At 58.4% G+C, this 22,551-nt stretch carries 17 protein-coding genes; 8 read left to right on the top strand and 9 right to left on the bottom strand.

From position 1 onward, the window contains the following. Positions 1-179 precede the first annotated feature (179 nt). Complete coding sequence (locus EDC30_RS06740; RefSeq protein WP_132258033.1) at positions 180-1,385, top strand: GGDEF domain-containing protein; 1,206 nt, start codon at positions 180-182, stop codon at positions 1,383-1,385. Here EDC30_RS06740 and EDC30_RS06735 read toward each other — a convergent pair. Continuing rightward, the gene (locus EDC30_RS06735; RefSeq protein ID WP_132258032.1) at positions 1,374-1,868 is read right to left on the bottom strand and encodes an asparaginase domain-containing protein; all 495 of its coding nucleotides are present in this window, start codon (positions 1,866-1,868) and stop codon (positions 1,374-1,376) included. The two genes, EDC30_RS06740 and EDC30_RS06735, sit on opposite strands and share 12 nt — an antisense overlap. A gap of 183 nt (positions 1,869-2,051) precedes the next feature. Here EDC30_RS06735 and EDC30_RS06730 point away from each other — a divergent pair, with 183 nt between their 5' ends. Then, entirely contained in the window at positions 2,052-2,813 is a 762-nt protein-coding gene (locus tag EDC30_RS06730; RefSeq protein WP_132258030.1) for an L-asparaginase, read from the top strand. A gap of 15 nt (positions 2,814-2,828) precedes the next feature. Here the strand turns inward: EDC30_RS06730 and EDC30_RS06725 are convergent, their stop codons facing one another. Beyond that, positions 2,829-5,513 carry an EAL domain-containing protein gene (locus tag EDC30_RS06725; protein ID WP_165973753.1) on the bottom strand — a complete coding sequence of 895 codons (2,685 nt, stop codon included), beginning with the start codon at positions 5,511-5,513 and terminating at the stop codon, positions 2,829-2,831. Between the two features lie 119 nt (positions 5,514-5,632). Then, positions 5,633-6,223 carry an MOSC domain-containing protein gene (locus tag EDC30_RS06720; protein WP_132258028.1) on the bottom strand — a complete coding sequence of 197 codons (591 nt, stop codon included), beginning with the start codon at positions 6,221-6,223 and terminating at the stop codon, positions 5,633-5,635. 547 nt (positions 6,224-6,770) lie between these two features. Between EDC30_RS06720 and EDC30_RS06715 the strand changes: the two genes are divergently transcribed. Next, a complete protein-coding gene (locus tag EDC30_RS06715; RefSeq protein ID WP_132258027.1) occupies positions 6,771-8,627 on the top strand; it encodes a phosphoenolpyruvate carboxykinase (GTP) in 1,857 nt (618 codons plus the stop codon). A 137-nt stretch (positions 8,628-8,764) separates the two neighbouring features. Here EDC30_RS06715 and EDC30_RS06710 read toward each other — a convergent pair whose 3' ends face one another. Next, positions 8,765-9,883, bottom strand: a complete 1,119-nt coding sequence (locus EDC30_RS06710; RefSeq protein WP_132258026.1) for a GGDEF domain-containing protein — start codon at positions 9,881-9,883, stop codon at positions 8,765-8,767. Positions 9,884-10,078: 195 nt separating this feature from the next. Here EDC30_RS06710 and EDC30_RS06705 point away from each other — a divergent pair, with 195 nt between their 5' ends. Then, positions 10,079-10,870, top strand: a complete 792-nt coding sequence (locus EDC30_RS06705) for an oxygen-binding di-iron domain-containing protein (protein WP_132258025.1) — start codon at positions 10,079-10,081, stop codon at positions 10,868-10,870. A 65-nt stretch (positions 10,871-10,935) separates the two neighbouring features. Here the strand turns inward: EDC30_RS06705 and EDC30_RS06700 are convergent, their stop codons facing one another. Further along, the gene (locus EDC30_RS06700) at positions 10,936-11,412 is read right to left on the bottom strand and encodes an Lrp/AsnC family transcriptional regulator (protein ID WP_132258024.1); all 477 of its coding nucleotides are present in this window, start codon (positions 11,410-11,412) and stop codon (positions 10,936-10,938) included. 150 nt (positions 11,413-11,562) lie between these two features. On the opposite strand from EDC30_RS06700, the gene rocD reads away from it, so the two are divergent. The 4 genes from rocD (at position 11,563) to EDC30_RS19885 (ending at position 20,022) form a co-directional block, all read left to right on the top strand. Continuing rightward, positions 11,563-12,798, top strand: coding sequence for an ornithine--oxo-acid transaminase (gene rocD, locus EDC30_RS06695; RefSeq protein ID WP_132258023.1), 1,236 nt, complete (start codon positions 11,563-11,565; stop codon positions 12,796-12,798). Positions 12,799-12,825: 27 nt separating this feature from the next. Further along, positions 12,826-13,665 (top strand): dimethylarginine dimethylaminohydrolase family protein, encoded by an 840-nt coding sequence (locus EDC30_RS06690; RefSeq protein ID WP_132258022.1) that lies wholly within the window; start codon positions 12,826-12,828, stop codon positions 13,663-13,665. A 496-nt stretch (positions 13,666-14,161) separates the two neighbouring features. After that, entirely contained in the window at positions 14,162-17,920 is a 3,759-nt protein-coding gene (gene metH, locus EDC30_RS06685) for a methionine synthase (RefSeq protein ID WP_132258021.1), read from the top strand. A gap of 503 nt (positions 17,921-18,423) precedes the next feature. Then, a complete protein-coding gene (locus EDC30_RS19885; protein ID WP_132258020.1) occupies positions 18,424-20,022 on the top strand; it encodes a methyl-accepting chemotaxis protein in 1,599 nt (532 codons plus the stop codon). 23 nt (positions 20,023-20,045) lie between these two features. Here the strand turns inward: EDC30_RS19885 and EDC30_RS06675 are convergent, their stop codons facing one another. The 4 genes from EDC30_RS06675 to EDC30_RS06660 all read right to left on the bottom strand — a co-directional run bounded on the left by EDC30_RS06675 (position 20,046) and on the right by EDC30_RS06660 (position 22,548). Continuing rightward, complete coding sequence (locus EDC30_RS06675) at positions 20,046-20,318, bottom strand: DUF4404 family protein (protein WP_132258019.1); 273 nt, start codon at positions 20,316-20,318, stop codon at positions 20,046-20,048. Between the two features lie 37 nt (positions 20,319-20,355). Further along, positions 20,356-21,126 (bottom strand): class II glutamine amidotransferase, encoded by a 771-nt coding sequence (locus tag EDC30_RS06670; protein WP_132258018.1) that lies wholly within the window; start codon positions 21,124-21,126, stop codon positions 20,356-20,358. Between the two features lie 96 nt (positions 21,127-21,222). Beyond that, positions 21,223-21,855 carry a hypothetical protein gene (locus EDC30_RS06665; protein ID WP_132258017.1) on the bottom strand — a complete coding sequence of 211 codons (633 nt, stop codon included), beginning with the start codon at positions 21,853-21,855 and terminating at the stop codon, positions 21,223-21,225. A 15-nt stretch (positions 21,856-21,870) separates the two neighbouring features. Beyond that, on the bottom strand, positions 21,871-22,548 hold the full coding sequence (locus EDC30_RS06660) for a C39 family peptidase (protein WP_132258016.1): 678 nt from the start codon (positions 22,546-22,548) through the stop codon (positions 21,871-21,873). Positions 22,549-22,551 lie beyond the last annotated feature (3 nt).

Genomic DNA, 22,551 nt, shown 5'->3' with positions numbered 1-22,551 from the left:
CGCATTGCGCTTAACAGTGTGTGGTTTATCGCACTGCTCGATGCTGCGGCCAGAAATTCCAAGCTACAATGCGCCTTCCCTGTTGAGGGAACTGGCGCAAGTTGGAGCGATGAGCAGGATCACGATACAGCGCGGTTCGACCGGCCAGTCATAGCAAACGCTTTTGAATTGTATTTTTCATGCTGAACCTGCTGCATGCTCCCACCCTTGGCTTGATTGTCACGATGCTGCTGATGACGATCGCCAGCCTCATGGTATTCGTGCTCAAGACAAGGAAGACCTATCCCGGTTTTGGCCTGTGGGCAACCGGGCTGGTCACGCTGGCTGGGTGCTTTATCCTTGCCATCCTGCGTAGCACGCTGCCGCCGGTCTTCGCCATCCTGACCGGCAATGCAATGGCCATCGCCAGCTTGTGCCTCTTGTATGACGGCGTGGCGAATTTTTATCGGCAAAGCAAAATTCCGGCGAACCGGCTGAACTGGGCAGGCGGCGCGGTGATTCTGGCAGTGCTGGCCTATTGTTTGTTCAGGGCGGATGGCGTCAATATCCGCATCATGTGGGCTAGCGCTTTCCAGTTTTTCATCGCGATGCGTGTTTTCCGGCTCGCGCTTCCTCATGCCAGGGGGCGGCAAAAGTCGGCTACCCTGCTGTTGTGCGCCGTCTTTATCGGTACCGGCGTCATCGCCTCCTGGCGTTTTGTCGACGTCATGCTGGCGCCGACCATGACTGACATGCTGGCGCAGGATGTCGGCTTTCGGTTGCTGATCCTGGTTGAAGCCATGCTGGCGATCGTGGTGGCCTTCACGTTCTTGCTGCTTACTCATACGCGCATCGAGGAAGAATTGCATGAGGCACGCGCCAGGGCAGAGCATAGCGCGCGTATCGATCCGTTAACCGGCTTGTGGAATCGCCGCCACCTGGAATCGGAAGCCAAGCGTGAAATTCAGCGCGCCAACCGGTATGTGCAACCGATTTCCCTGGTGCTGCTGGATATCGATCATTTCAAGCAAGTCAACGATCGTCTCGGCCATCTGGTCGGCGATGACGTGTTGCGGCAAATGGCCGGCATCGTGCAAGCCAGCGTGCGCACCTCCGACCTGGTATGCCGATGGGGCGGCGAAGAGTTTGCGATTCTCATGCCGGTGGCGCTCGGCGAAGCGGTGCAGGCGGCGGAAAAGCTGCGTCATGCCATTACGCAGCAGGAGATCGAGCCCGTCGGACGCTTGAGCATCAGTGTCGGCTGCGCGCAATTGGTGCTTGGAGAAGATTTGACAAGCTGGTGCCGCCGCGCCGACGACGCGCTTTACCGGGCCAAGGAAGGCGGGCGCAATCGCGTCGAAAAGGATGACGGCGCCCCGCGCAACGAGCCGGCCTTAACTACCTGATACGGTCTCGAACACGCCGGCCGCGCGGTTCTTGCGCACGCGGTCCCATGCAAAGACCTGGCCATTCATGGCCACATACACGCCCGCAGGCAGGGTTTGCGCCACGCCCGCAGCAAAGCCGAAGTTGAACAAGGCGTCCGAACCGGCGATTTCATAAGGCACCATCGCGCCGGTCAGCACGATGGTTTTGTTCAGCGCGGCCGCTCCCAGCACCTGTGCCGTCTCACGCATGGTATCGGTGCCATGGATGATCACGATGGCAGGCTCGGCTGCTGCGCGGCAGGAAGCGAGAATGCGCTGGCGGTCGGCATCCTGCATATCCAGCGAATCGAGCAGGGGCAGGGTTTCCAAATTTACCGGCATCGTCATGCGCGTACGACGGATCACTTCCGGCAGATGGCAATCTGCAAACGTCAGTTCACCACGGATTTCATCGTAATGCTTGTCGAAGGTGCCGCCAGTGGCGATAAGGCGCAAGGTCATGGTTGATCAAGGAACGCGCAGAATTGAAAAATTAATCATAACGCGGATAGGACATTTGCTGCATGGCAGAACTTATATCGCTGTTGCACAGTCATAACATGCCTGTGCGGATGCAATGCGGAATTCTTCTTCATCAGCGCCGCATTCCGTTACACTGTTTGCAGAGCTTCCATTGAACGTCTTATGAAACCTGTCGCACCCGGCACCGTCATCTTTCACCGTCATCGCGGCTATGGCGTGATCACTGCCGTCAATTTACTGACCGGATGGATTTCGGCGCGTTTCGGCAGCGAGGTGCGTACGCTCGACCTGAACCTGGCGACCGATGAAGTGCAGCATGCCGATGGCGAGCCGATCCTGTTTCGCCGCCGCCCGCCCGACCGCATGCCACATGCGCGCCTGATGGCGATGGTGCGCGAATTGCACCGCGCCGGTTACCAGCGCCTCTACTTGTATAGCTGGCCGCGACCGTCCGGACTGCACTGGCGCTGGCATCTGTTTGCGGGACAGCGCAACTGGATGGAGCGCCCGTGGCGCGAAGGCTGGTATGGGTCCGGTTCGGATTACAACTTCAACCCGGTGATGGGGTGGGGCGACACGCCGGGCGAGCCGACCGAACAGTTGGTGCGCACGCTGGCCAAATTCGATCCGCAAGGCCTGGCGCAGGCGCTGGGCCGAGACGAGGATCACACCGAATGGTTCGAGCGCGTCTGCGCCGCACTGCTGCCGGATTATGCCTATACGCTGGGCTGGGATAGCCGCGACGGGCCCGTGCCGCCGACCCTTCCTATCATTCCGGTGCGGCGCGGCGTGCCGGAATATAACGGTCCGGCCTTGTCCTGGCCTCCTGGCTGGGCGCGACTGTGGACCGGTTCGCGCTCGCTCGTCACCACCCGCTTCAGCGTGCTGCCGGCCGGCGCGTCGACCGATACCGCAGCGGGTTAATGTAACAATGCGGTGTCAATGCGGGAGCTGGCGCTGGCTGCTGAGCAGCTGGTACAGCTCCTCGAACGGCACGGCCTGGCAAAAATAATTTCCCTGGATTTCATCGCAGTCATGCTGGCGCAGAAACGCCAGCTGACCTTCTTCGCTTACGCCCTCGGCAATCACGGCGAGATTGAGATTATGCCCAAGCGCGATCACCGCTTGCGTGATCGCCGCATCGCTGGGGTCATCCGTCACGCGGCGCACGAATGACTGGTCGATCTTGAGCTGATCCATCGGGAAGCGCTTCAGGTAACTCAGGCTCGAATAGCCGATGCCGAAATCATCGATGGCCAGGCATACGCCCATCTCCTTGAGCTCGCGCAGGATATCTTCCGCTTCTTCCGGACGGTTCATCACCATCCCTTCCGTGACTTCGAGTTTCAGGAATTCCGGGCGCAATCCCGATTGCGCCAGCGCGGAACGCACCGACTCGACCAGCGCATGCGGAGAAAACTGGCGCGGCGATAAATTGACCGATACCGTCAGATCGGCAAATCCGGCGTCATGCAACGCCTTGTTCTGCCGGCACGCCTGTTCCAGCACCCATTGGCCAATCGGCACGATCAAGCCGGTTTCCTCGGCGATGGGAATAAACCGCAATGGCGACATCAAGCCCAGTTCCGGATCGCGCCAGCGTATCAGCGCTTCCGTGCCGGTGACGTTGCCGCTGGCCAGGTCAACCTGCGGCTGGTAATGCAGCAGGAATTCGTCGCGCTCCAGCGCACGGCGCAGCCTGGCTTCCATCGTGAAGCGCTCGCGGATGCGCTCGTTCATGCTGGGAATGAAGAACTGAAACTGATTACGCCCTTCAGCCTTGGCCTGGTACATCGCGGCATCGGCATGCTTGAGCAAGGTATGCACATCCCTGCCGTCGCGCGGATATGCGCTTAGCCCGATCGAACAAGTGACGAACAGCTGGTGGTCAGCCACGAGAATGGGGTGCGAGATCCGTTCGATGAGACGGCGGATCCAGGCGCTGATGGCGTGTTCGTCGTGCTGGTCCCGCAGCACCAGCACGAATTCGTCGCCGCCATGACGGGCCACGGTATCCTCTTCACGGACGCAACTCTGCAAGCGCTCGGCGACAAGAATCAGCAATTCGTCGCCGATATCATGGCCAAGCGTGTCATTGATCAGCTTGAAATTGTCGAGGTCGATGAATGCGACGATTGACATCGAGCCGCTGCGGTCGGCATGGGCCATCGCCAGCCGGATGCGATCATGCAGCAGCGAGCGGTTGGCCAGTTGCGTCAGGTCGTCATGGCTGGCCTGGTGTTTCAGCAATTCCTTGTGGCGCTTGGTTTCGGTGATATCCCTGACCACCAGCAGCCGCGCCTTTTCGCCATTGTCGGTAAAGGGCGCCGCGGTGACTTCGACATCTAGCGCATTGCCGTCGAGCCGCACATATTTTTCTTCCATGCGCACGACCGGGATGCCCTGGTCGAGTTGCCGAATGCGGCAAATGACTTCCTCGTGAAAATCGGGATGCACGATTTCCATGATCGGCCGGCCTGCCAACTGCTCCAGCCTTGTTGCGCCAAGCAATGCCAAGCCTGCCTTGTTGGCAAAACTGCAGGCATCGTTTTTGACGACAAAGATAGCATCCGGCGACAGTTCTACCAGGCGGCGGTAGCGCTCTTCGGCTTCCAGCAGCGATTTCTCAAACAGCTTGCGTTCGGTGATATCGATGCCCATGCCCGACACGCAGTGCTTTGCACCTATTTGCAACCGTACCGCATTGAACAAATAGGGGATCTGATCACCATTCTTGGTGCGCAACGACGCTTCCGTATGAGCTTGTCCTTGCGTGAACGCTTCCTGGATTTTTCGCGCGATTAACTGCTTGTCTTCTTCTTTCTCGAAAAAATCGGTTGGGCGGACCTCCGTCATTTCCTGGGCCGAGTAACCGGTCACGCGAGGAACATTTTCATTCCATCGCAAGAAGCGGCCTTGTTCATCGAAGACATAAAAAATGCCGGGCAGCGTATTCAGCAGCGCATCCGACACATTTCTTTCGGCGATGCGTTCAGCGATTTCGCCGCGCAGGGCAGCATTGCTGGCTTCCAGTGCGGCACTGCGTTCCTTGACGCGGACTTCAAGCTGGGTCTGAATCGCCTTTAATTCCCGTTCTGCGCGGTTACGTTCGGCGATGGCATGTTCGAGCGTGTTGACGTTCTTTCGCAATTCCAGCAGGACCACCACGTGGCGGCTCAGGATGCGCAAGCATTTTTCCTGGAGTGCGGTGAGTTGCCTCGGCTTGGCATCAATCACGGCCAGCGTGCCGATGACGTGTCCTTGCGGCGTCGCCAGCGGTGCGCCGGCATAGAAGCGGATGTGTGGCGGGCCGGTTACCAGCGGGTTGTCACGAAAGCGGCGATCCGTTTGCGCATCCCGTACGACAAAAAAATCGCGGCTGGCAACTGTATGGTGGCAGAACGCTATATCGCGCGGCGTTTCTGATAGGTCAAGGCCGACGGACGACTTGAACCATTGGCGGTTCTCGTCGAGTAGCGTAATGACGGCAATCGGCGTATCGCAAATGCTGCTGGCAAGCGTGGTGAAATCATCGAATTCCGCTTCCGGCGGGGTGTCGAGGATATCGTAGTCAAATAAGTCGTTAAGTCGAAGTTGCTCTTGAGCAGATAAATAACGATTCATGTAAGCCATCTGCCTGTGTAACACATCCACCAACAGAAGCCCTTGGACTGGCCATTACAGAGACGCGTTCCCTGTAAAAATGCCAAGGCAATGTGACAGCAAGATGAATCCAGTATGTGCTAAAACAAATCGCGCTGCCGTCCCTTGTAGCGCTGCTGATTAATTTGAGCCAGTGAAATAGTTCGAGGACCAGGCGTCAGCGCAATGACATCGCCGCTTTCCAACGTGCCGGTTTGCAGCACGCGCAAGTAAAATCCGGTAAAGCCGCTTTGCACCATCATCTTGACTGCGTGAGAGAACCCCATCTTGACTGCAAACTTGAAGCAGGGGCGTCGTGGCTCCGTCACCATCAGAACCGTGCTGCCGATGGTCAGGCAATCGCCCACCCAGAGATCCTGTTCAAGCAAGCCTTGCAGCGTCAGGTTTTCACCCATCATACCGAAAGGCAGTTGCTCTTCTTGTTTGTGCACGGCGGCGCGCTCTTGTTCCCAGAATGGATAATGCTCGGCCGGGTAAGCATAGACAGCCTTGTCAAGGCCGCCATGCACCGTCAGATCGGCTTGCTCGTCGCCGTCCAGGCCAAGCCTGTTGACCGCGACGCGGCCTGCGACCGGTTGCTTGTCGATGGCACTGGCAACATGGCGCAGCTTGCCGCCTTGTTCAACGGCGAGCTGCCCGACTTGTCCGCGATTGACGCTGATGACTTTCATGCCTCTTTACCCTGGCGATTTTGAAAACGGCGTCAAGTGTAGCCAAAGAGCAAGATTAACGTGAAGGAGCGATAAAAGGCGAAAGCAGATGAAGCAAGTCCTTGTAGAAACTTATTGCAACAAAAGATAATTTTCTCGGCAATTTAACAAAAGTTATCGCATTTTCGTAACAAAATAACGCGTACAAGAAAAATAAAAATAGTCGACTACAAAATTCAACTATTTTTCTCAATATTTACTACATTTTTGGCGCAAAGCATTGAGAGGGAGAGTCGCGGGGGTGTACAATCCCCAACCTATTTTCCGTAGCCGCCGTGCTGCGGAATGCAAGTCCACCACGCCCCGCTGGGCGCACGGAAAGCAGATGACCTGACCGATCGCACAGGCATCATCGTCCGGTGCACCTATGATGGAAGGGCAGAGCGGCCGCAACATGGCCGCCATTCGACAAGACCGCCGTTCCCGCCGGCTTACCCGCCGGCCTTCCTTAACGACGATCCTGCCGTGCCGGGACAAGACCGAATTCTTTATTGGCATTGGAGGTAGTATGAATCAACCCCTCATGGGTGGCGTTACCGCAGTCAACGCGCCGGCTTTCGTGAAACAGCAAAAGCTGATCAACTGGGTCGCTGAAGTTGCCGCGCTCACCAAGCCCGACCGCATCTACTGGTGCGACGGTTCGCAGGAAGAATATGATCGCCTGTGCGCTGAAATGGTTGCCTCGGGCACCATGAAAAAGCTGAACCAGGAAAAGCGTCCGAACAGCTACCTGGCCTGCTCCGATCCGTCGGACGTGGCCCGCGTGGAAGACCGTACCTTCATCTGCTCGGAAAAGCAGGAAGATGCCGGCCCCACCAACAACTGGATGGCTCCTGCCGAAATGCGCACTACCCTGAATGCGCTGTTCGACGGCTGCATGCGCGGCCGTACCATGTACGTGGTGCCGTTCTCGATGGGTCCGCTGGGTTCGCCGATCGCCCACATCGGTATCGAACTGTCCGACTCGCCTTATGTTGCTGTTAACATGCGCATCATGACCCGCATGGGCAAGGCCGTCTACGACGTGCTGGGCACCGATGGCGAATTCGTGCCGTGCATTCACACCGTCGGCAAGCCGCTGGCCGCTGGCGAGAAGGATGTGCCTTGGCCGTGCAACCCGACCAAGTACATCGTGCATTATCCGGAAACCCGCGAAATCTGGTCCTACGGTTCCGGCTACGGTGGCAACGCCTTGCTGGGCAAGAAGTGCTTCGCGCTGCGTATCGCTTCCACCATGGGCCGCGACCAGGGCTGGCTGGCTGAGCACATGCTGATCCTCGGCGTCGAATCTCCGGAAGGCAAGAAGCACTATGTCGCTGCCGCGTTCCCGTCGGCCTGCGGCAAGACCAACTTCGCCATGCTGATCCCGCCGAAAGCTTTCAACGGCTGGAAAGTCACCACCATCGGCGACGATATCGCCTGGATCAAGCCGGGCAAGGATGGCCGCCTGTACGCGATCAATCCGGAAGCTGGCTACTTCGGCGTCGCTCCGGGCACCAACACCGCGACCAATTCCAACTGCATGGCTTCGCTGACCGGCAACACCATCTTCACCAACGTCGCGCTGACCGACGATGGCGATGTCTGGTGGGAAGGCATGACCAAGGAAGCCCCGGCCCACGTCATTGACTGGCAGGGCAAGGACTGGACGCCGCAAATCGGCAAGGAAACCGGCCGCAAGGCAGCGCACCCGAACGCCCGCTTCACCGTCGCCGCCACCCAGAACCCGGTGATCGACCCGGCCTGGGATGATCCGGCTGGCGTGCCGATCGATGCCTTCATTTTCGGTGGCCGTCGTTCCACCACCGTGCCGCTGGTGACCGAAGCCCGCAACTGGGTCGAAGGCGTCTACATGGCCGCGACCATGGGTTCGGAAACCACTGCCGCTGCCGCTGGCCAGCAAGGCGTGGTGCGCCGCGACCCGTTCGCCATGCTGCCGTTCATGGGCTACAACATGAGCGACTACTTCCAGCACTGGCTCGACATGGGCAAGAAGATCGAAGCGACCGGCGCCAAGCAGCCGAAGATCTACTGCGTCAACTGGTTCCGCACCGATGAGAACGGCAAGTTCGTCTGGCCGGGCTTCGGCGACAACATGCGCGTGCTGAAGTGGATGCTCGACCGTATCGAAGGCAAGGCTGGCGGTGTCGAGAACATCTTCGGCGTCACCCCGCAATACGGCGACCTGAAGTGGGATGGCATCGAGTTCACCCAGGATCAGTTCAACACGATCACGTCGATCGACAAGGCTGCCTGGGAAGCCGAGCTGAAACTGCACGCCGAATTGTTCGACAAGCTCAAGTATCACCTGCCTACCGAACTGGAAGCCACCAAGGCTGAGCTGGAAAAGCGTCTGGCAGCCTGATCGCCCCGCTTTAGCTAGTAGTAATAGCGCCAAATAAAAACGCGAACCGGGAAAACCGGTTCGCGTTTTTTGCTTTGTTATCTACCGTTTATCCGTCGTGCTTGATAAGCGCCTGTTGCTGCCTTGTTCGCAGCCGGTTACTGCCGAATGCTGCCGGCGGCCTGCTTGACGCGATTGCGTCCCTCTGACTTGGCGGCATACAAGGCCTGGTCAGCACGGCCAATCAACTGGTTAAGCGTTTCACCAGGCTGATACTGGGCTGCCCCGATGGAAGAAGTCACATTCCACTCAACATGGGGAAAGGGTTGCGATTCGACCCGGGCGCGAATACGTTCCAGGATATCGGTTGCCGCATTAATTTCCGTATCTGCCAAAAGCAAGGCAAATTCCTCCCCGCCGTAACGGGCGAAATAATCCACCTGCCGCACTTCCTGCTGAACGCAGTCAGCAAAGCTGCGCAACACGTCATCGCCAGCCAGATGCCCATAGCGGTCATTGATGGACTTGAAATGGTCCAGGTCGAACAATGCCAGGCAAAATGGTCGGTTTTCGCGCTCGGCGCGCGCCAGTTCACGACGCAGGGCATCCAGAAAACTGCGCCGGCTGTAGGTGCCCGTCAGCTCATCGTGCGATACCAGTTGTTCAATTTTCGCCAGCGCCTTTTCCAGGTCCTTGTTCTTTTGCCGCAGGGTGTGGCGAATATTGCTGATATAGGCGCCGATCACGGCAAACCAGGGCAAGACCATCGCCAGCAATACCCATTGCAGCATCTCGATCCGCGGATTGATCGAATCCGGATGAAAGTAAATCAGTAGCGCGATCACAATCGCATAAGCGGCCAGGGCAAAGATAGCCACGCCTATGAATTGCTTCAGCCCGAGGCGAAAAATGCCGAACACGAAAATGATCATGAAGAGCACCAGCATCGCGCCGCGCACGTGATCGATGAAATACAGGATGAACATCATCCACAAAATGCTGACGTACATCTGCGGCAGAGTCAGGCTCGGGTCCGCCAGGCGCAGATTCCGGCCCGAGCAAATCATCGCAAAGAACACCGCATGGACCAGAATCGCCAACAGAATGAACCAGGCAAGCTCGCGCAGGCCCAGCCGAAACAAACCGGCGTAGCTGCAATAGAGAGTAAAGACGATGATGGTCAGCGACGACACCAGCGACATGAGGCTGTGGCGCGCCCGCGTGGCTTGGGCAGGATCATCCTTGGGAAAACGGAAAAGACAGGCGAGAAAATCCATGGGCCGAGCCGGCAAAGGAGGTAAAAGTATTGCGACAGGGTAACACGAGTGATGGCCGAGAGAAACTGAGAGTTACTGAGAGTTACTATTCCGTCACATCCAAAGTTTTATGAATTTATGCCTCCCTATAGTAAAGAATATTTATCGAAATAGTTTCTCTTGGGTAAAATAAACTATTTCAACAGTAGGGTTATTATGGCCATTGAGTTATACAACGACGGCAAGCATATTTGCCTGATGTTTCCGGATCTGGTGGAGGATGAAAACGGCAATTCAGTCCAGTCCAACCAGTTTTTGATCGTCAATAACGGCAATGGCATCCTGCTCGATCCGGGCGGCGTGATGACCTACAACGAATTGTTCGTCGCGATGGGACGGTTCTTCCCGCCGAAGAAACTCGAATATGTCTTTGCCTCGCATGCCGACCCCGATATCATCGCCTCGCTGCCGCGTTGGCTCACCGGCTCGGAAACCAAGCTGCTGATTTCGCGTATCTGGTCGCGGTTCGTGCCGCATTTCTGCCCGCAAGGGAAAACCGAAGGGCGCATCATTGCCATTCCCGACGAAGGCACGCTGCTGCCGCTTGGCGATACCACGTTCCAGATCCTGCCCGCGCATTTTCTGCACGCCGAAGGCAATCTGCAATTTTATGATCCGACCAGCCGCATGCTGTTTTCCGGCGACATGGGCGCGTCGATGATGTCCGCGGCCGACGCCGGCATGCCGGTGACCGACTTCGATGCGCATGTGCCGCACATGAAGGGTTTCCACATGCGCTACATGGTATCCAACAAGGTGTGCCGCTACTGGGCAGCCATGGTGCGCGAACTGGACCCGGAATGGATCATTCCGCAGCATGGCGCGCCGTTCAAAGGGCGGGAGATGGTGGGCCGCTTCCTTGACTGGATCGAAGCCTTGCCTTGCGGCGTCGACCTGATGACGCCAGCCCAGTATTCGGCGCCGAAAATCGTCACCGTCGCGCTATAGAGTGCTGGACGCGGGGTGCGGAGCGAGCTGGCCATCGCCATTACTTCCTTCTCGTCCATAACCGACTACCTGCCCGGCATATCCAGCGGCAGGCTGGCGGCCGGCTTGATCTCTTCCAGGCAGACGGTGGAGCGTACACCGGCCACGCCCGGCACCTGCATCAGGCGATCAGTCAGAAAGCCGGAGAGCGATTTCAAATCGGCCGCCACGACTTTTAACAGATAATCGAAGTCGCCGGAGATGGTGTAGCACTCGATAATCTCCGGGAACTGACGAATCGCCTGTTCCACCTTGCGCACCTGCTTGAACTGGTCGCGATGCAGGTTCAGGTACACGAACGCCACCACGCCCAGGCCCAGCGCGGCCGGGTCGACCTGCGCCGCATAGCCGCGGATGTAGCCCTCGGCTTCCAGCCTGCGCACGCGCCGATAACACTGCGGCGGCGACAGGTTCGCCGCTTCGGATAATTCCACATTCGAGGCGCGCCCATCCCTTTGCAGGACATCGAGCAGGATTTTGTCGTAGCGATCGAGCTTTTCCATGACATTCTCATTAGTTTTGCGGGTCAGATGAACGATTCTTTCATAAATTAATACTTTTATAGCGCAATACGAAAAAATATTTCCTTGCATTGCGCTTACCATGTATCCAGTGACTTGAGCATTTCATCAGTAAAGCGCAAGGAGGGAATCATGGACAGATTCATCAAGCTCGAGCGGCAATACTGCGCGCGCAATTACCACCCGCTGCCGGTCGTCTTGCACAAGGGTGAGGGCGTGTGGCTGTGGGATGTCGAAGGCAAGCGCTACCTGGACATGATGTCGGCGTATTCGGCCGTGAGTTTCGGTCACAGCCATCCCAGGCTGGTGGCGGCACTGACCGAGCAAGCCCGACTGCTGGCGATTCCTTCGCGCGCCTTTTACAGCGATCGGCTCGGGCCCTTCCTGGAAAAGCTCTGTACTACCGTTGGCATGCCCAAGGCGCTGCCGATGAATACCGGCGCCGAAGCCGTGGAAACCGCCATCAAGGCGGCACGCAAATGGGGCTACAAGGTCAAGGGCGTGCCGGCAGGCCAAGCCGAGGTGGTCGTCTGCAAGGGCAATTTCGCCGGGCGCACCACCACCATCGTCGGCTTTTCCTCGGAAGCGCAATACCGCGATGGCTTCGGTCCGTTTGCTTCAGGATTCGTCACGGTGCCGTTCGGCGATGCGGCGGCATTGGAAGCTGCCATTACGCCGCATACAGTGGCCTTCCTGGTCGAGCCGATCCAGGGCGAAGGCGGCATCGTCGTGCCGCCGGCCGGCTACCTGGCTGCATGCCGCGATATCTGCTCGCGCCATGATGTGCTTCTGATCTGCGACGAAGTGCAAACCGGCCTGGGGCGCACCGGCCGCTTGCTGGCTTCGGACCATGATGGCATCAAGCCGGATGGGCTGGTGCTGGGCAAGGCGCTGGGTGGCGGCCTGTTGCCGGTGTCGGCCTTCCTCGCGCGCCAGGATGTGATGAATGTGTTTAACCCGGGTGACCACGGCAGCACCTTCGGCGGCAATCCGCTGGCATCAGCCGTCGGCCAGGCGGCACTGGAACTGCTGGAAGAAGAACGCTTGAGCGAGCGTGCCAGCGAGATGGGTGAGCGCTTGCTTCAAGGCTTGCGTGCGCTGCGCCACCCGGCCATTCGCGACGTGCGCGGACGCGGGCTGCTGATCGGCCTGGAACTCGATCCGGCCATGCTGCCGGCCCGGGTGTTTTGCGAACGTTTGATGGCAGCAGGGGTCCTTTCCAAGGAAACGCACGATACCGTGGTGCGCTTTGCCCCGCCGCTGATCATCGGCCCGCAGGAAGTCGACTTTGCCTTGGCGACCATCGCCGTCACGCTGGATGCGGGAACTGTGCGAGTTCCGGCCGCCGCCGACCATATGATCGTTTAACCCACCCTGTTGAAGAGAGGACGACCCATGACTGACCGTTACCTGATGTGCGCCCCCGACAATTTCGACGTGAGCTATGTGATCAATCCGTGGATGCAGGGGAATGTCGCGGCAAGCTGCAATGATCTCGCCTGGCGCCAATGGGATGCGCTGGCCGATGCCATCGCGGGAGTGGCCTCGGTCGAACGCATTGCCGGCCAGCCCGGCGTGCCTGATATGGTCTTTACCGCCAATGCCGGGCTGGTGTTGCAGAATACCGTGGTGCTGTCGCATTTCCGCCATGCCGAGCGCCAGCCCGAGGAAGCGCACTTTGAAAAGTGGTTCCAGGAGCAGGGCTTTGATGTCGTCAAGCTGGCGCCGGAACTGGCCTTCGAAGGCGCGGGCGACGCGCTGCTCGATCGCGGCCAGCCGCTACTCTGGATGGGCTACGGGCATCGCACCAGTATCGAGTGCGCCGCCGCGCTGGCGGCATTGCTGGATATCGAGGTCGAGCCACTGCGCCTGATCGATGAACGCTTCTATCACCTCGATACCTGCCTGTGCCCGCTGGTGGGCGGCTACCTGATGTATTATCCGCAAGCCTTTGACGACGCGTCACGCGCCCGCATCGCTGCCCGTGTGCCGGCCGCACGTCGCATTGAAGTCGCGGAAGCCGATGCGCTCGCGTTCGCCTGCAACGCTGTCAACAGCGGCCGACATGTGTTCCTGAACCGGGCCTCGCCTGCACTGGCGCGCAATCTGGCGGCACGTGGCTTTCAGGTGCGCCAGACGCCATTGGGCGAATTCATGAAGGCAGGCGGCGCCGCCAAGTGCCTGACGTTGAAATTGAATGAGGCGCGCGGCACGAAGGCGCGGGCTGCGGCATGAGGAAGAAAGTCAGGAGCGGAAAGGACTAGTTTGCGCGGGCGGATGAGACAGATTGCTTTGATATTAATAATGTGAATATCACATATTGGTAAACAAAATTGGCCTAAATCATCATGCGCTCGTAGACTGCAACTGTCTCCTCCATGTCTCCTCCTTTGATATGGATTCTGCCCGCAAATCTTGCGGGCTTTTTTTTGTCCGAATTTCTGCACTCGCCGGTGCAGCTGTATTCAATCCACATTCCTGTTATACCCAAGCTTACGCAAGGCATTGATTCGGCGTATAATTTTCATAGCGCCGATTTGATTGAGCCAGTCAAACCCAGCTTGCGGGCGCCGGGGTAGAGTCCCATTACAAATACTGCTAAAGCGGCCCAGGCTATCAACCCGGACCCGCAATGCAGGCCGGGTTTTTTATTTTGCGAATTTTTTACTGACAGCCGGTCGCCTTCTGTTGCCATTTCGCGACGCGGCATCCTGTCCTGATACGAACAGCTATGAACCGTCACGCCATCTCCGATACCGAAGCGCTGCTGCGCGATCTGCTCTCCCGTCGCATTTTGATCCTCGATGGCGCGATGGGTACCATGATCCAGCAATATAAACTGGGCGAGGCGGACTATCGTGGCGAGCGCTTCAAGGATTTCAGTGCGGCGGGCAAGGAGATTTTCCTTAAAGGGAATAACGAACTCCTGTTGCTGACGCAGCCGCACATCATCCAGGAAATCCACGAGCAATACCTAGCGGCCGGCGCCGACCTGGTGGAAACTAATACCTTCGGCGCCACCAGCATTGCGCAAGACGATTACCACATGGCGCATCTCGTCTACGAGATGAACCTGCAAGCCGCCAAGCTTGCGCGCGCCGCCTGCGACAAATATTCCACGCCCGACAAGCCGCGCTTTGTCGCCGGCGCCATCGGCCCGACGCCCAAGACCGCATCGATTTCGCCGGACGTGAACGATCCGGCAGCGCGCAACGTCACCTTCGATCAACTGGTCGCGGCTTATCTTGAGCAAACTCGTGCGCTGGTCGAAGGCGGCGTCGACGTGCTGCTGGTCGAGACGATCTTCGATACGCTCAACTGCAAGGCCGCGCTGTTCGCCATCGATGCCTTCTTCGAAGAGTCGGGCAAGAAGCTGCCGATCATGATTTCCGGGACCGTTACCGATGCGTCGGGACGTATCCTGTCGGGGCAGACCGTGCCCGCATTCTGGCATTCGGTACGGCATGCCAAACCGTTGACCATCGGCCTCAATTGCGCATTGGGCGCGGCATTGATGCGTCCCTATGCAGAAGAACTGTCGAAGATTGCCGATACCTTCGTCTGTATCTATCCGAATGCCGGGCTGCCCAATCCGATGGCCGATACCGGCTTCGACGAGACGCCGGACGTCACCTCTTCGCTGCTGAAGGACTTCGCCGAAAGCGGTTTTGTGAACATCGCCGGCGGCTGCTGCGGCACGACGCCCGCACATATCAAGGCGATTGCCGACACCGTCAAGGATATCGCGCCGCGCCAAGTGCCCGAGTCCGACCACAGGATGAAGCTGTCGGGTCTTGAGCCCTTCATCATCGATGAGAATTCCTTGTATGTGAATGTCGGCGAGCGTACCAACGTGACGGGCTCGAAAGCCTTCGCGCGCCTGATCCTCAACGAGCAATACGACGAAGCGCTGTCGGTGGCGCGCCAGCAGGTAGAAAACGGCGCGCAGATCATCGATATCAACATGGATGAAGCAATGCTGGATTCGGTCGCCGCCATGACGCGTTTCCTGAACCTGATCGCTTCCGAGCCGGATATCGCCCGCGTGCCGATCATGATCGACTCGTCCAAGTGGAGCGTGATTGAAGCCGGCCTGAAATGCGTGCAGGGCAAGGCGGTCGTGAACTCGATTTCGATGAAGGAAGGGGAGGAAGAATTCCTGCGCCAGGCCAAGCTGTGCCGCCGCTATGGCGCCGCCGTGATCGTCATGGCGTTCGATGAAAAAGGTCAGGCCGACACTTTCGCCCGCAAGACCGAGATTTGCGCGCGCGCCTACAAGCTCTTGACGGAAGAAGTGGGCTTCCCGCCGGAAGACATCATCTTCGACCCGAATATTTTCGCGATCGCCACCGGCATCGAGGAACACAACAACTACGCCGTCGATTTCATCGAGGCGACGCGCTGGATTCACCAGAATCTGCCGCACGCGAAGATTTCCGGCGGCGTCTCGAACGTGAGTTTCTCTTTCCGCGGCAATGATCCGGCACGCGAAGCGATTCACACCGTGTTCCTGTATCACGCCATCAAGGCAGGCATGACCATGGGGATCGTCAACGCCGGCATGATCGGCGTGTATGACGACCTCGCTCCGGAATTGCGCGAGCGTGTCGAAGACGTGGTCTTGAATCGCCGCGAGGATGCCACTGAGCGCATGATCGAATTCGCCGCTACGCTCAAAGCCGGCGACAAGAAGGAAGAAGCGACGCTGGAATGGCGCAACGATCCTGTCGAGAAGCGCCTGTCGCATGCGCTCGTGCATGGCATCACGCAATGGATCGTCGAAGATACCGAGGAAGTGCGCCAGCAGATTGCCGCGCGCGGCGGTCGTCCCATCGAAGTCATCGAAGGGCCGCTGATGGATGGCATGAATATCGTCGGCGACCTGTTCGGCCAGGGCAAGATGTTCCTGCCGCAGGTGGTGAAGTCCGCCCGCGTGATGAAGCAGGCGGTGGCGCACCTGATTCCCTTCATCGAGGAAGAAAAGCGCCAGGAGCAGGAACGTACCGGCATCGTCGCCAAGCCGCGCGGCAAGATCGTCATGGCGACCGTCAAGGGCGACGTGCACGATATCGGCAAGAATATCGTCGCCGTGGTCCTGCAGTGCAATAACTTCGAAGTGGTCAACATGGGCGTGATGGTGCCGGCGGCGGAAATCTTCGCCAAGGCCAAGGAAGAGAACGCCGACATCATTGGTCTCTCCGGCCTGATCACGCCGTCGCTGGAAGAGATGGCGTATGTCGCCAAGGAGATGCAGCGCGATCCGTACTTCCGCGAGCGCAAGATGCCGCTGCTGATCGGTGGCGCCACGACGTCGCGTGCGCATACCGCCGTCAAGATCGCGCCGAACTACGAAGGCCCGGTGGTGTATGTGCCGGATGCCTCGCGCTCGGTGCCGGTGGCGCAGTCCCTGCTGAGCCCGGAGCAGCGCGACGAGTATGTGGCAGAGCTGAGCGCGGATTACGAACGCATCCGCGTGCAGCACGCCAACAAGAAGACCGTGCCGCTGCTGACGCTGGAGCAGGCGCGCGCCAACAAGGCCAAACTGGACTTCACCGGCGTCAATGCCCCGGTCAAGCCGAAGTTCATCGGCCGTCGCGTCTTCAGCAATTACGACCTGGCGACATTGGCGCGCTACATCGACTGGGGGCCGTTCTTCCAGACCTGGGACCTGGCAGGTCCGTATCCGGCTATCCTGAAGGATAAAGTGGTCGGTGAAGCGGCCTCCAAGGTATTCGAGGAAGGCCAGGCGCTGCTGAAGAAAGTGATCGAAGGCCGCTGGCTGACTGCCAATGGCGTCATCGCGCTCCTGCCGGCCAACAGCGTCAACGATGACGATATCGAGATCTATACCGATGACACGCGCAGCGAGGTTGCGTTCACCTATTACGGCACGCGCCAGCAAACCGAAAAGCCGGTGATCGACGGCGTGGCGCGGCCGAACCAGTGCCTGGCCGATTTCATCGCGCCGAAATCTTCAGGCGTGGCTGACTACATCGGCCTGTTTGCGGTGACGGCCGGTATCGGCATCGAAAAGCACGAAAAGCGTTTCGAGGATGCGCACGACGACTATTCCTCGATCATGCTGAAATCCCTGGCCGACCGCCTGGCGGAAGCTTTCGCCGAGCACTTGCACGAGCGCGTGCGCCGAGAATTCTGGGGTTACGCCGCCGGCGAAGAGCTGAGCAATGAAGAACTCATCAAGGAGGCTTATCGCGGCATCCGTCCGGCGCCAGGTTACCCGGCCTGTCCGGAGCATACCGTCAAGGCGGATATGTTCAAGCTTCTGCAGTGCGAGGAAATCGGCATGCGCGTGACCGAGTCGTTTGCCATGTTTCCGGGCGCGTCGGTGTCAGGTTTCTATTTCGCTCATCCGGCTTCGAAGTATTTCACGGTCGGTAAAATTGGCGAAGACCAGCTCAATGACATGGCGGCACGACGCGGCGTAGCCAAGGAAGAGCTGGAGCGCTGGCTGGCGCCGAACTTATCCTGAATGGCATAGCAAGGTGTGAAGGTATCCGTTGGCGTGCAACTAATACCTTCATACTTCCTGGCTGCCGTGTTGTCGGCAACTTAAGAACGACTCAAGGTTCTTTTTGGCTTGCATGCGAAAAGAGCCATGCCGAAATGGAAACGGCCTAATGCCGGCGACCGCATGCGCTCATAACTTGTCCTGCGATCTGAAAAGGCTTGGCTGCGATTACGGAATTTTTGTTGTAACATGCGGTTGCAAATTCCGTGTCACTTCATTGTCTTTTATCGCACCAGAACCCCAGTCGTCTTCTCCCTAAGCCTCCGCTTGCATTTTCTTTCATAGCATATCTGTCGCCGCATTCATTCTTCGCCACGACGCGCTTCTGATCACGCCGAGTTCAGTTCATGCAAGCTAGTCCAATGCTGGTGTGAAGAGAGGTGTCGCTAGTAATGACATGCAGACAGCATGCTGCTTGAAGGCAGGCTGTTGCCAGTGGTGACGCGCTTTATCAAGATCGCATCATGAAACTCGCTTTCCGCACCAAACTCTTTCTACCCTTATTGCTGAGCTGGATTTGCCTGCTTGGTGTGATGACGGTGAACGTCATGCAAAACAGGTCCATCCGGCTGGAAGAACGCCGCATCCAGCTCAGCAACGCCGCCGAGATGGCGCTGTCGGTAGCCAAGGAATATGCCGACAAGATAAGCACGGATGGAATGTCGCAAGCCGATGCGCAGAAGGAGGCACTGGCCCGCATCAAGGCGCTGCGCTTCGGGGAATCCGGCTATATCGTTGTGATCAATTCCGGCGGCGCGCTGATGCATCCGATTAATGCCGCGCTGATCGGCAAGCCGGTCGACACCGTCAAGGACCCGCGCGGGACGCTGATCTATGGCGACGCGCTGAAGGTGGTCAAGGAGAAGGGCGCCGGCTTTACCGAGTATGTCTGGACCAAGCCCGGCGACACCAAGCAAATTACCAAGCTATCGTATAACCTCGGTTATGCGCCCTGGGACTGGACTTTCATGACCGGGCTGTACATCGACGACCTGGACAAGGCATTTTACGATGACTTGTTGCAAGCTGCCGCTATCCTGATGGCGCTCGGCATCGTGCTGACCGGCGTGGTGCTGCTGAATATCCGCAGCATTGAAAAGTCGATCGGCGGCGACCCGGAATATGCCAAGCAGCTCGCCGAGCGAATCGCTCAGGGCGATCTGGCCATGACAGTCAAGCTCAAGACGAATGATGCCGGCAGCATGGTCTTGTCGATGAAAACCATGCAGGATCGCCTGGCTTCGGTCATCGGGACGATCCATGCCTCGGCAAATGAAATCGCAACGGCGTCGCAAGAAGTCTCCAAGGGCAACCTGGACTTGTCGGCAAGGACGGAGCATCAAGCCAGTTCGCTGGAAGAAACCGCGTCATCCATGGAAGAGCTGACGTCGACGGTGCGGCAAAGCGCCGACAACGCCAGGCAGGCAAACGGTCTGGCTCTGTCGGCGTCGGACGTGGCGCGAAAGGGTGGCACGGTGATGTCGCAGGTGGTGGATACCATGGGCGATATTCAGCATTCGGCCGGAAAGATCGCAGAGATTATCAGCGTCATCGATGGCATCGCGTTCCAGACCAATATCCTGGCGTTGAATGCGGCCGTGGAAGCGGCGCGCGCCGGCGAGCAGGGCCGCGGCTTTGCCGTGGTGGCCGCAGAAGTGCGCACGCTGGCGCAGCGCTCGGCCAACGCCGCCAAGGAAATCAAGACGTTAATTGAAAGCTCAGTGGAAAAAGCCGCGACTGGCGCCAAGCTCGTCGGTCAGGCTGGCACGACGATGGATGAAATCGAGGAAAGCGTCAAGCGCGTGACAGATATCATGGGAGAAATCTCGTCGGCGGCGCAGGAGCAAAATTCCGGCATCGAGCAGGTAAATCAGGCGATCATGCAGATGGATCAGGTTACGCAGCAGAATGCCGCGCTGGTGGAACAGCTTGCCGCCGCGTCGGCGGCGATGCAGGAGCAGTCCAAAGAACTCGCGCATGCCGTCAGCGTATTCAAGCTGGGCGACATGCAGCGGACTGCAGCCTTGCCGGCAGCGCCGGCTAACAGGCTGCAGCTACGGTAAACGGCATAGCGCGGAAGGCATCTTCAAATGCCCATGCCTTCCAGCGTAATCCCCAACTGCCGCAGTACCCCTTCAAGTTGCGGATGCTGGGCGGCGAAACGGGCGGACAATTCTTGTGCCCGTTCCGCCAAGCCGTTTTGCTCTTCGCGCGATGGCGACTGGCGCTGCAATAGCTGGTCAATGTCGCTATCCAGCGTTTGCAGCAGATTTTTCGTCTCGTCATCGACGGCTGGACCGGCCGATTCAAGATGGCGCTGCAATTCCTTCAACGTCGCTTTCAATTGATCATTGCTCATTTGATCCTCCTTGAAGTAGGGCGTGACGCCAATATGCTCAGAGTGTTACTGGCTGACCATCGACGAACACTTTGAGTTCACCCGTCTGGAATGCCGTCCAGGTTTCGTTGGCAGTCAAGGGCTCGGTCACGATGATGGCTACGCGGTCATTGGGCGTCGTCACTTGTGAAAAGTCCACGCGCATGTCCTCGTCGGACAGGCGGGCTTCGGAAAATGGATACTGCCGCACGATGTAATACAGCTTGGTGGAGCAATGGGTGAACAAGGCGCGGCCATCCGACAGCATCATGTTGAAGGTGCCATAGGCCGAGATCTCGGCGGTCAGCTCGCGCATGGCTCCGAGCAAGGCTGACAGTGTCGGCGCCGCATCGCCGAAGCGCCGCCGCAGCTGTTGCAGGATATAACAGAAAGCCCACTCGCTATCGGTCGTGCCGACCGGGCGGAACGCGCCGTCGAGCGTGGGCGCAAATTCCTTCAAATCACCATTGTGGGCGAAGACCCAGTAGCGCCCCCACAGTTCGCGCACAAAGGGATGGCAATTTTCCAGCGCTACCTGGCCGACGGTCGCCTTGCGGATATGGGCGATGACATTCTTGGACTTGATCGGATAGCGCTTGATCAGTTCGGCGATGGGCGAGTTGATTGCCGCCTCATGGTCGACGAAATGGCGCACGCCGGCACCCTCGAAAAAAGCGATGCCCCAGCCATCCTTGTGGGCATCGGTGCGGCCGCCGCGCGTGGCAAAGCCGGTAAAGCTGAAAACGATATCGGTCGGGACGTTGCAGTTCATCCCTAAAAGCTGACACATGACTTTCGTGCTCGAATGAAAATGATTTCATACACTAGCACGAAAGCCATGCTTTGGCATGCGTTGCCTGCCAGCCGGCCTGAACTGCATCGAACTTTATCTTGTCGCGGCTGATTGCGTCAGTGCATCGACCAGAGTGGATTGCAGATTTGCACCTTTCAATAATTCGAGGCTATTGGTCGTCGCATTAATGACCGTCATGCTTTGGATGGTTTGGTGGCTTGCACTGTTCTGGATAAACGTGGCGGCGGAGTCCGGGGGCAGCGGGCCGGGCACGGCCACATTGCCTACGCCGTTTTGCACCAGTGCCGTCGCGCCGCCACCAAGATTGACCGGAATGGATTGCGCGGCGGCGCTGGCTGCCGTGCTCGCTGCTGCACTCGCATTTGGTGGCAGCGTCGTGCCAGCGGATATCGGTTGCGACTGAATCAGCTTGCCGGCATCCGGCACTTCGATTCTGGTGGCGGTTTGCAGGACACCGTTCAAATTGACCAGGCGCTCGATGCCAAAAGATACTTTCAAGCCAGGCGCGATATCGAAGCCGCCGCGCATTTCGCCGAGCGTCGAGTCATCGACGGCAACCCACTCGTGGCGCAACGAGGATTCCGATGGCAGGCTGGTACTGACGGGAGCGCTCTCGGGCTCAGCGGCGGCGCCCATGCTGGCAACACCATAAAGCCAGCCCAGCATGAGTCCACTTGCAATCCATTTCCCCTTGAAGCGATGCATGACGTTCTCCCGGCGCTAGAAGTCACTAGCGCCAAATTTCGGCAACAACAGTGTGCCCAATCCATCCCGTGGCATGCTCGACGCCAGCGGCGCCTGCGGTGCTGCCACCCAATCTTTATCGAGATTGAACCGCGCCATTTCCTTGCGGTTATGGATCACAAACAGGATCCGGTTGACCCAAATGGCTTCGAAGGTGGCGCGATCCATGGCACGCGTGCCGGTGGCCGGGTCGCCGATCAGCACCCGGTCATTGCGCATGCCTTTGATGACGACAAAGTGGTGATAGCCGCGTTCATTGATTAAGACAATCGCTGGCAAGCCGGCTTCGGCAAGCTTATCCAGTGACAGCGTAAAGCCATCCGCCGCGAAGCCATGCGAGGCCAGATAACGTTTGATATCGAGAAGAGAAAAACCTTCGCGCCGGATTTTTGCCTGGTCGCCGCGCTCGTACATTGCCTGGAAAACCGCCGCCTCATTGACCGGTATGCCGTATTGATGCGTCAGCAGCGTGGCGACGGCGGCCGACCCGCAACTGAAGTCGTATTGCTGGCGCAGGGTCGAGTAAAAGCGTGTTTCCTTCATGCTGACGACAGGAATCGTGTACCCGCTGCCGATGCCGCCGAAGTGGATACGCCCCGCATTTGCGAGGCTGGCGACCAGCATGCCGCACATGACAAGGACTAGCCGCTTCATGGC

This window comes from Paucimonas lemoignei, from assembly GCF_004342585.1.
GTDB lineage: Bacteria > Pseudomonadota > Gammaproteobacteria > Burkholderiales > Burkholderiaceae_D > Paucimonas > Paucimonas lemoignei.
This window is presented reverse-complemented; position numbering and strand designations above follow the sequence as displayed.

Bases quoted from the DNA above. Each gene is read 5' to 3' on its own strand.
- EDC30_RS06740 (WP_132258033.1), top strand. From the start codon at position 180: ATGCTGAACCTGCTGCATGCTCCCACCCTTGGCTTGATTGTCACGATG.
- EDC30_RS06735 (WP_132258032.1), bottom strand. From the start codon at position 1,868: ATGACCTTGCGCCTTATCGCCACTGGCGGCACCTTCGACAAGCATTAC.
- EDC30_RS06730 (WP_132258030.1), top strand. From the start codon at position 2,052: ATGAAACCTGTCGCACCCGGCACCGTCATCTTTCACCGTCATCGCGGC.
- EDC30_RS06725 (WP_165973753.1), bottom strand. From the start codon at position 5,513: ATGAATCGTTATTTATCTGCTCAAGAGCAACTTCGACTTAACGACTTA.
- EDC30_RS06720 (WP_132258028.1), bottom strand. From the start codon at position 6,223: ATGAAAGTCATCAGCGTCAATCGCGGACAAGTCGGGCAGCTCGCCGTT.
- EDC30_RS06715 (WP_132258027.1), top strand. From the start codon at position 6,771: ATGAATCAACCCCTCATGGGTGGCGTTACCGCAGTCAACGCGCCGGCT.
- EDC30_RS06710 (WP_132258026.1), bottom strand. From the start codon at position 9,883: ATGGATTTTCTCGCCTGTCTTTTCCGTTTTCCCAAGGATGATCCTGCC.
- EDC30_RS06705 (WP_132258025.1), top strand. From the start codon at position 10,079: ATGGCCATTGAGTTATACAACGACGGCAAGCATATTTGCCTGATGTTT.
- EDC30_RS06700 (WP_132258024.1), bottom strand. From the start codon at position 11,412: ATGGAAAAGCTCGATCGCTACGACAAAATCCTGCTCGATGTCCTGCAA.
- rocD (WP_132258023.1), top strand. From the start codon at position 11,563: ATGGACAGATTCATCAAGCTCGAGCGGCAATACTGCGCGCGCAATTAC.
- EDC30_RS06690 (WP_132258022.1), top strand. From the start codon at position 12,826: ATGACTGACCGTTACCTGATGTGCGCCCCCGACAATTTCGACGTGAGC.
- metH (WP_132258021.1), top strand. From the start codon at position 14,162: ATGAACCGTCACGCCATCTCCGATACCGAAGCGCTGCTGCGCGATCTG.
- EDC30_RS19885 (WP_132258020.1), top strand. From the start codon at position 18,424: ATGAAACTCGCTTTCCGCACCAAACTCTTTCTACCCTTATTGCTGAGC.
- EDC30_RS06675 (WP_132258019.1), bottom strand. From the start codon at position 20,318: ATGAGCAATGATCAATTGAAAGCGACGTTGAAGGAATTGCAGCGCCAT.
- EDC30_RS06670 (WP_132258018.1), bottom strand. From the start codon at position 21,126: ATGTGTCAGCTTTTAGGGATGAACTGCAACGTCCCGACCGATATCGTT.
- EDC30_RS06665 (WP_132258017.1), bottom strand. From the start codon at position 21,855: ATGCATCGCTTCAAGGGGAAATGGATTGCAAGTGGACTCATGCTGGGC.
- EDC30_RS06660 (WP_132258016.1), bottom strand. From the start codon at position 22,548: ATGAAGCGGCTAGTCCTTGTCATGTGCGGCATGCTGGTCGCCAGCCTC.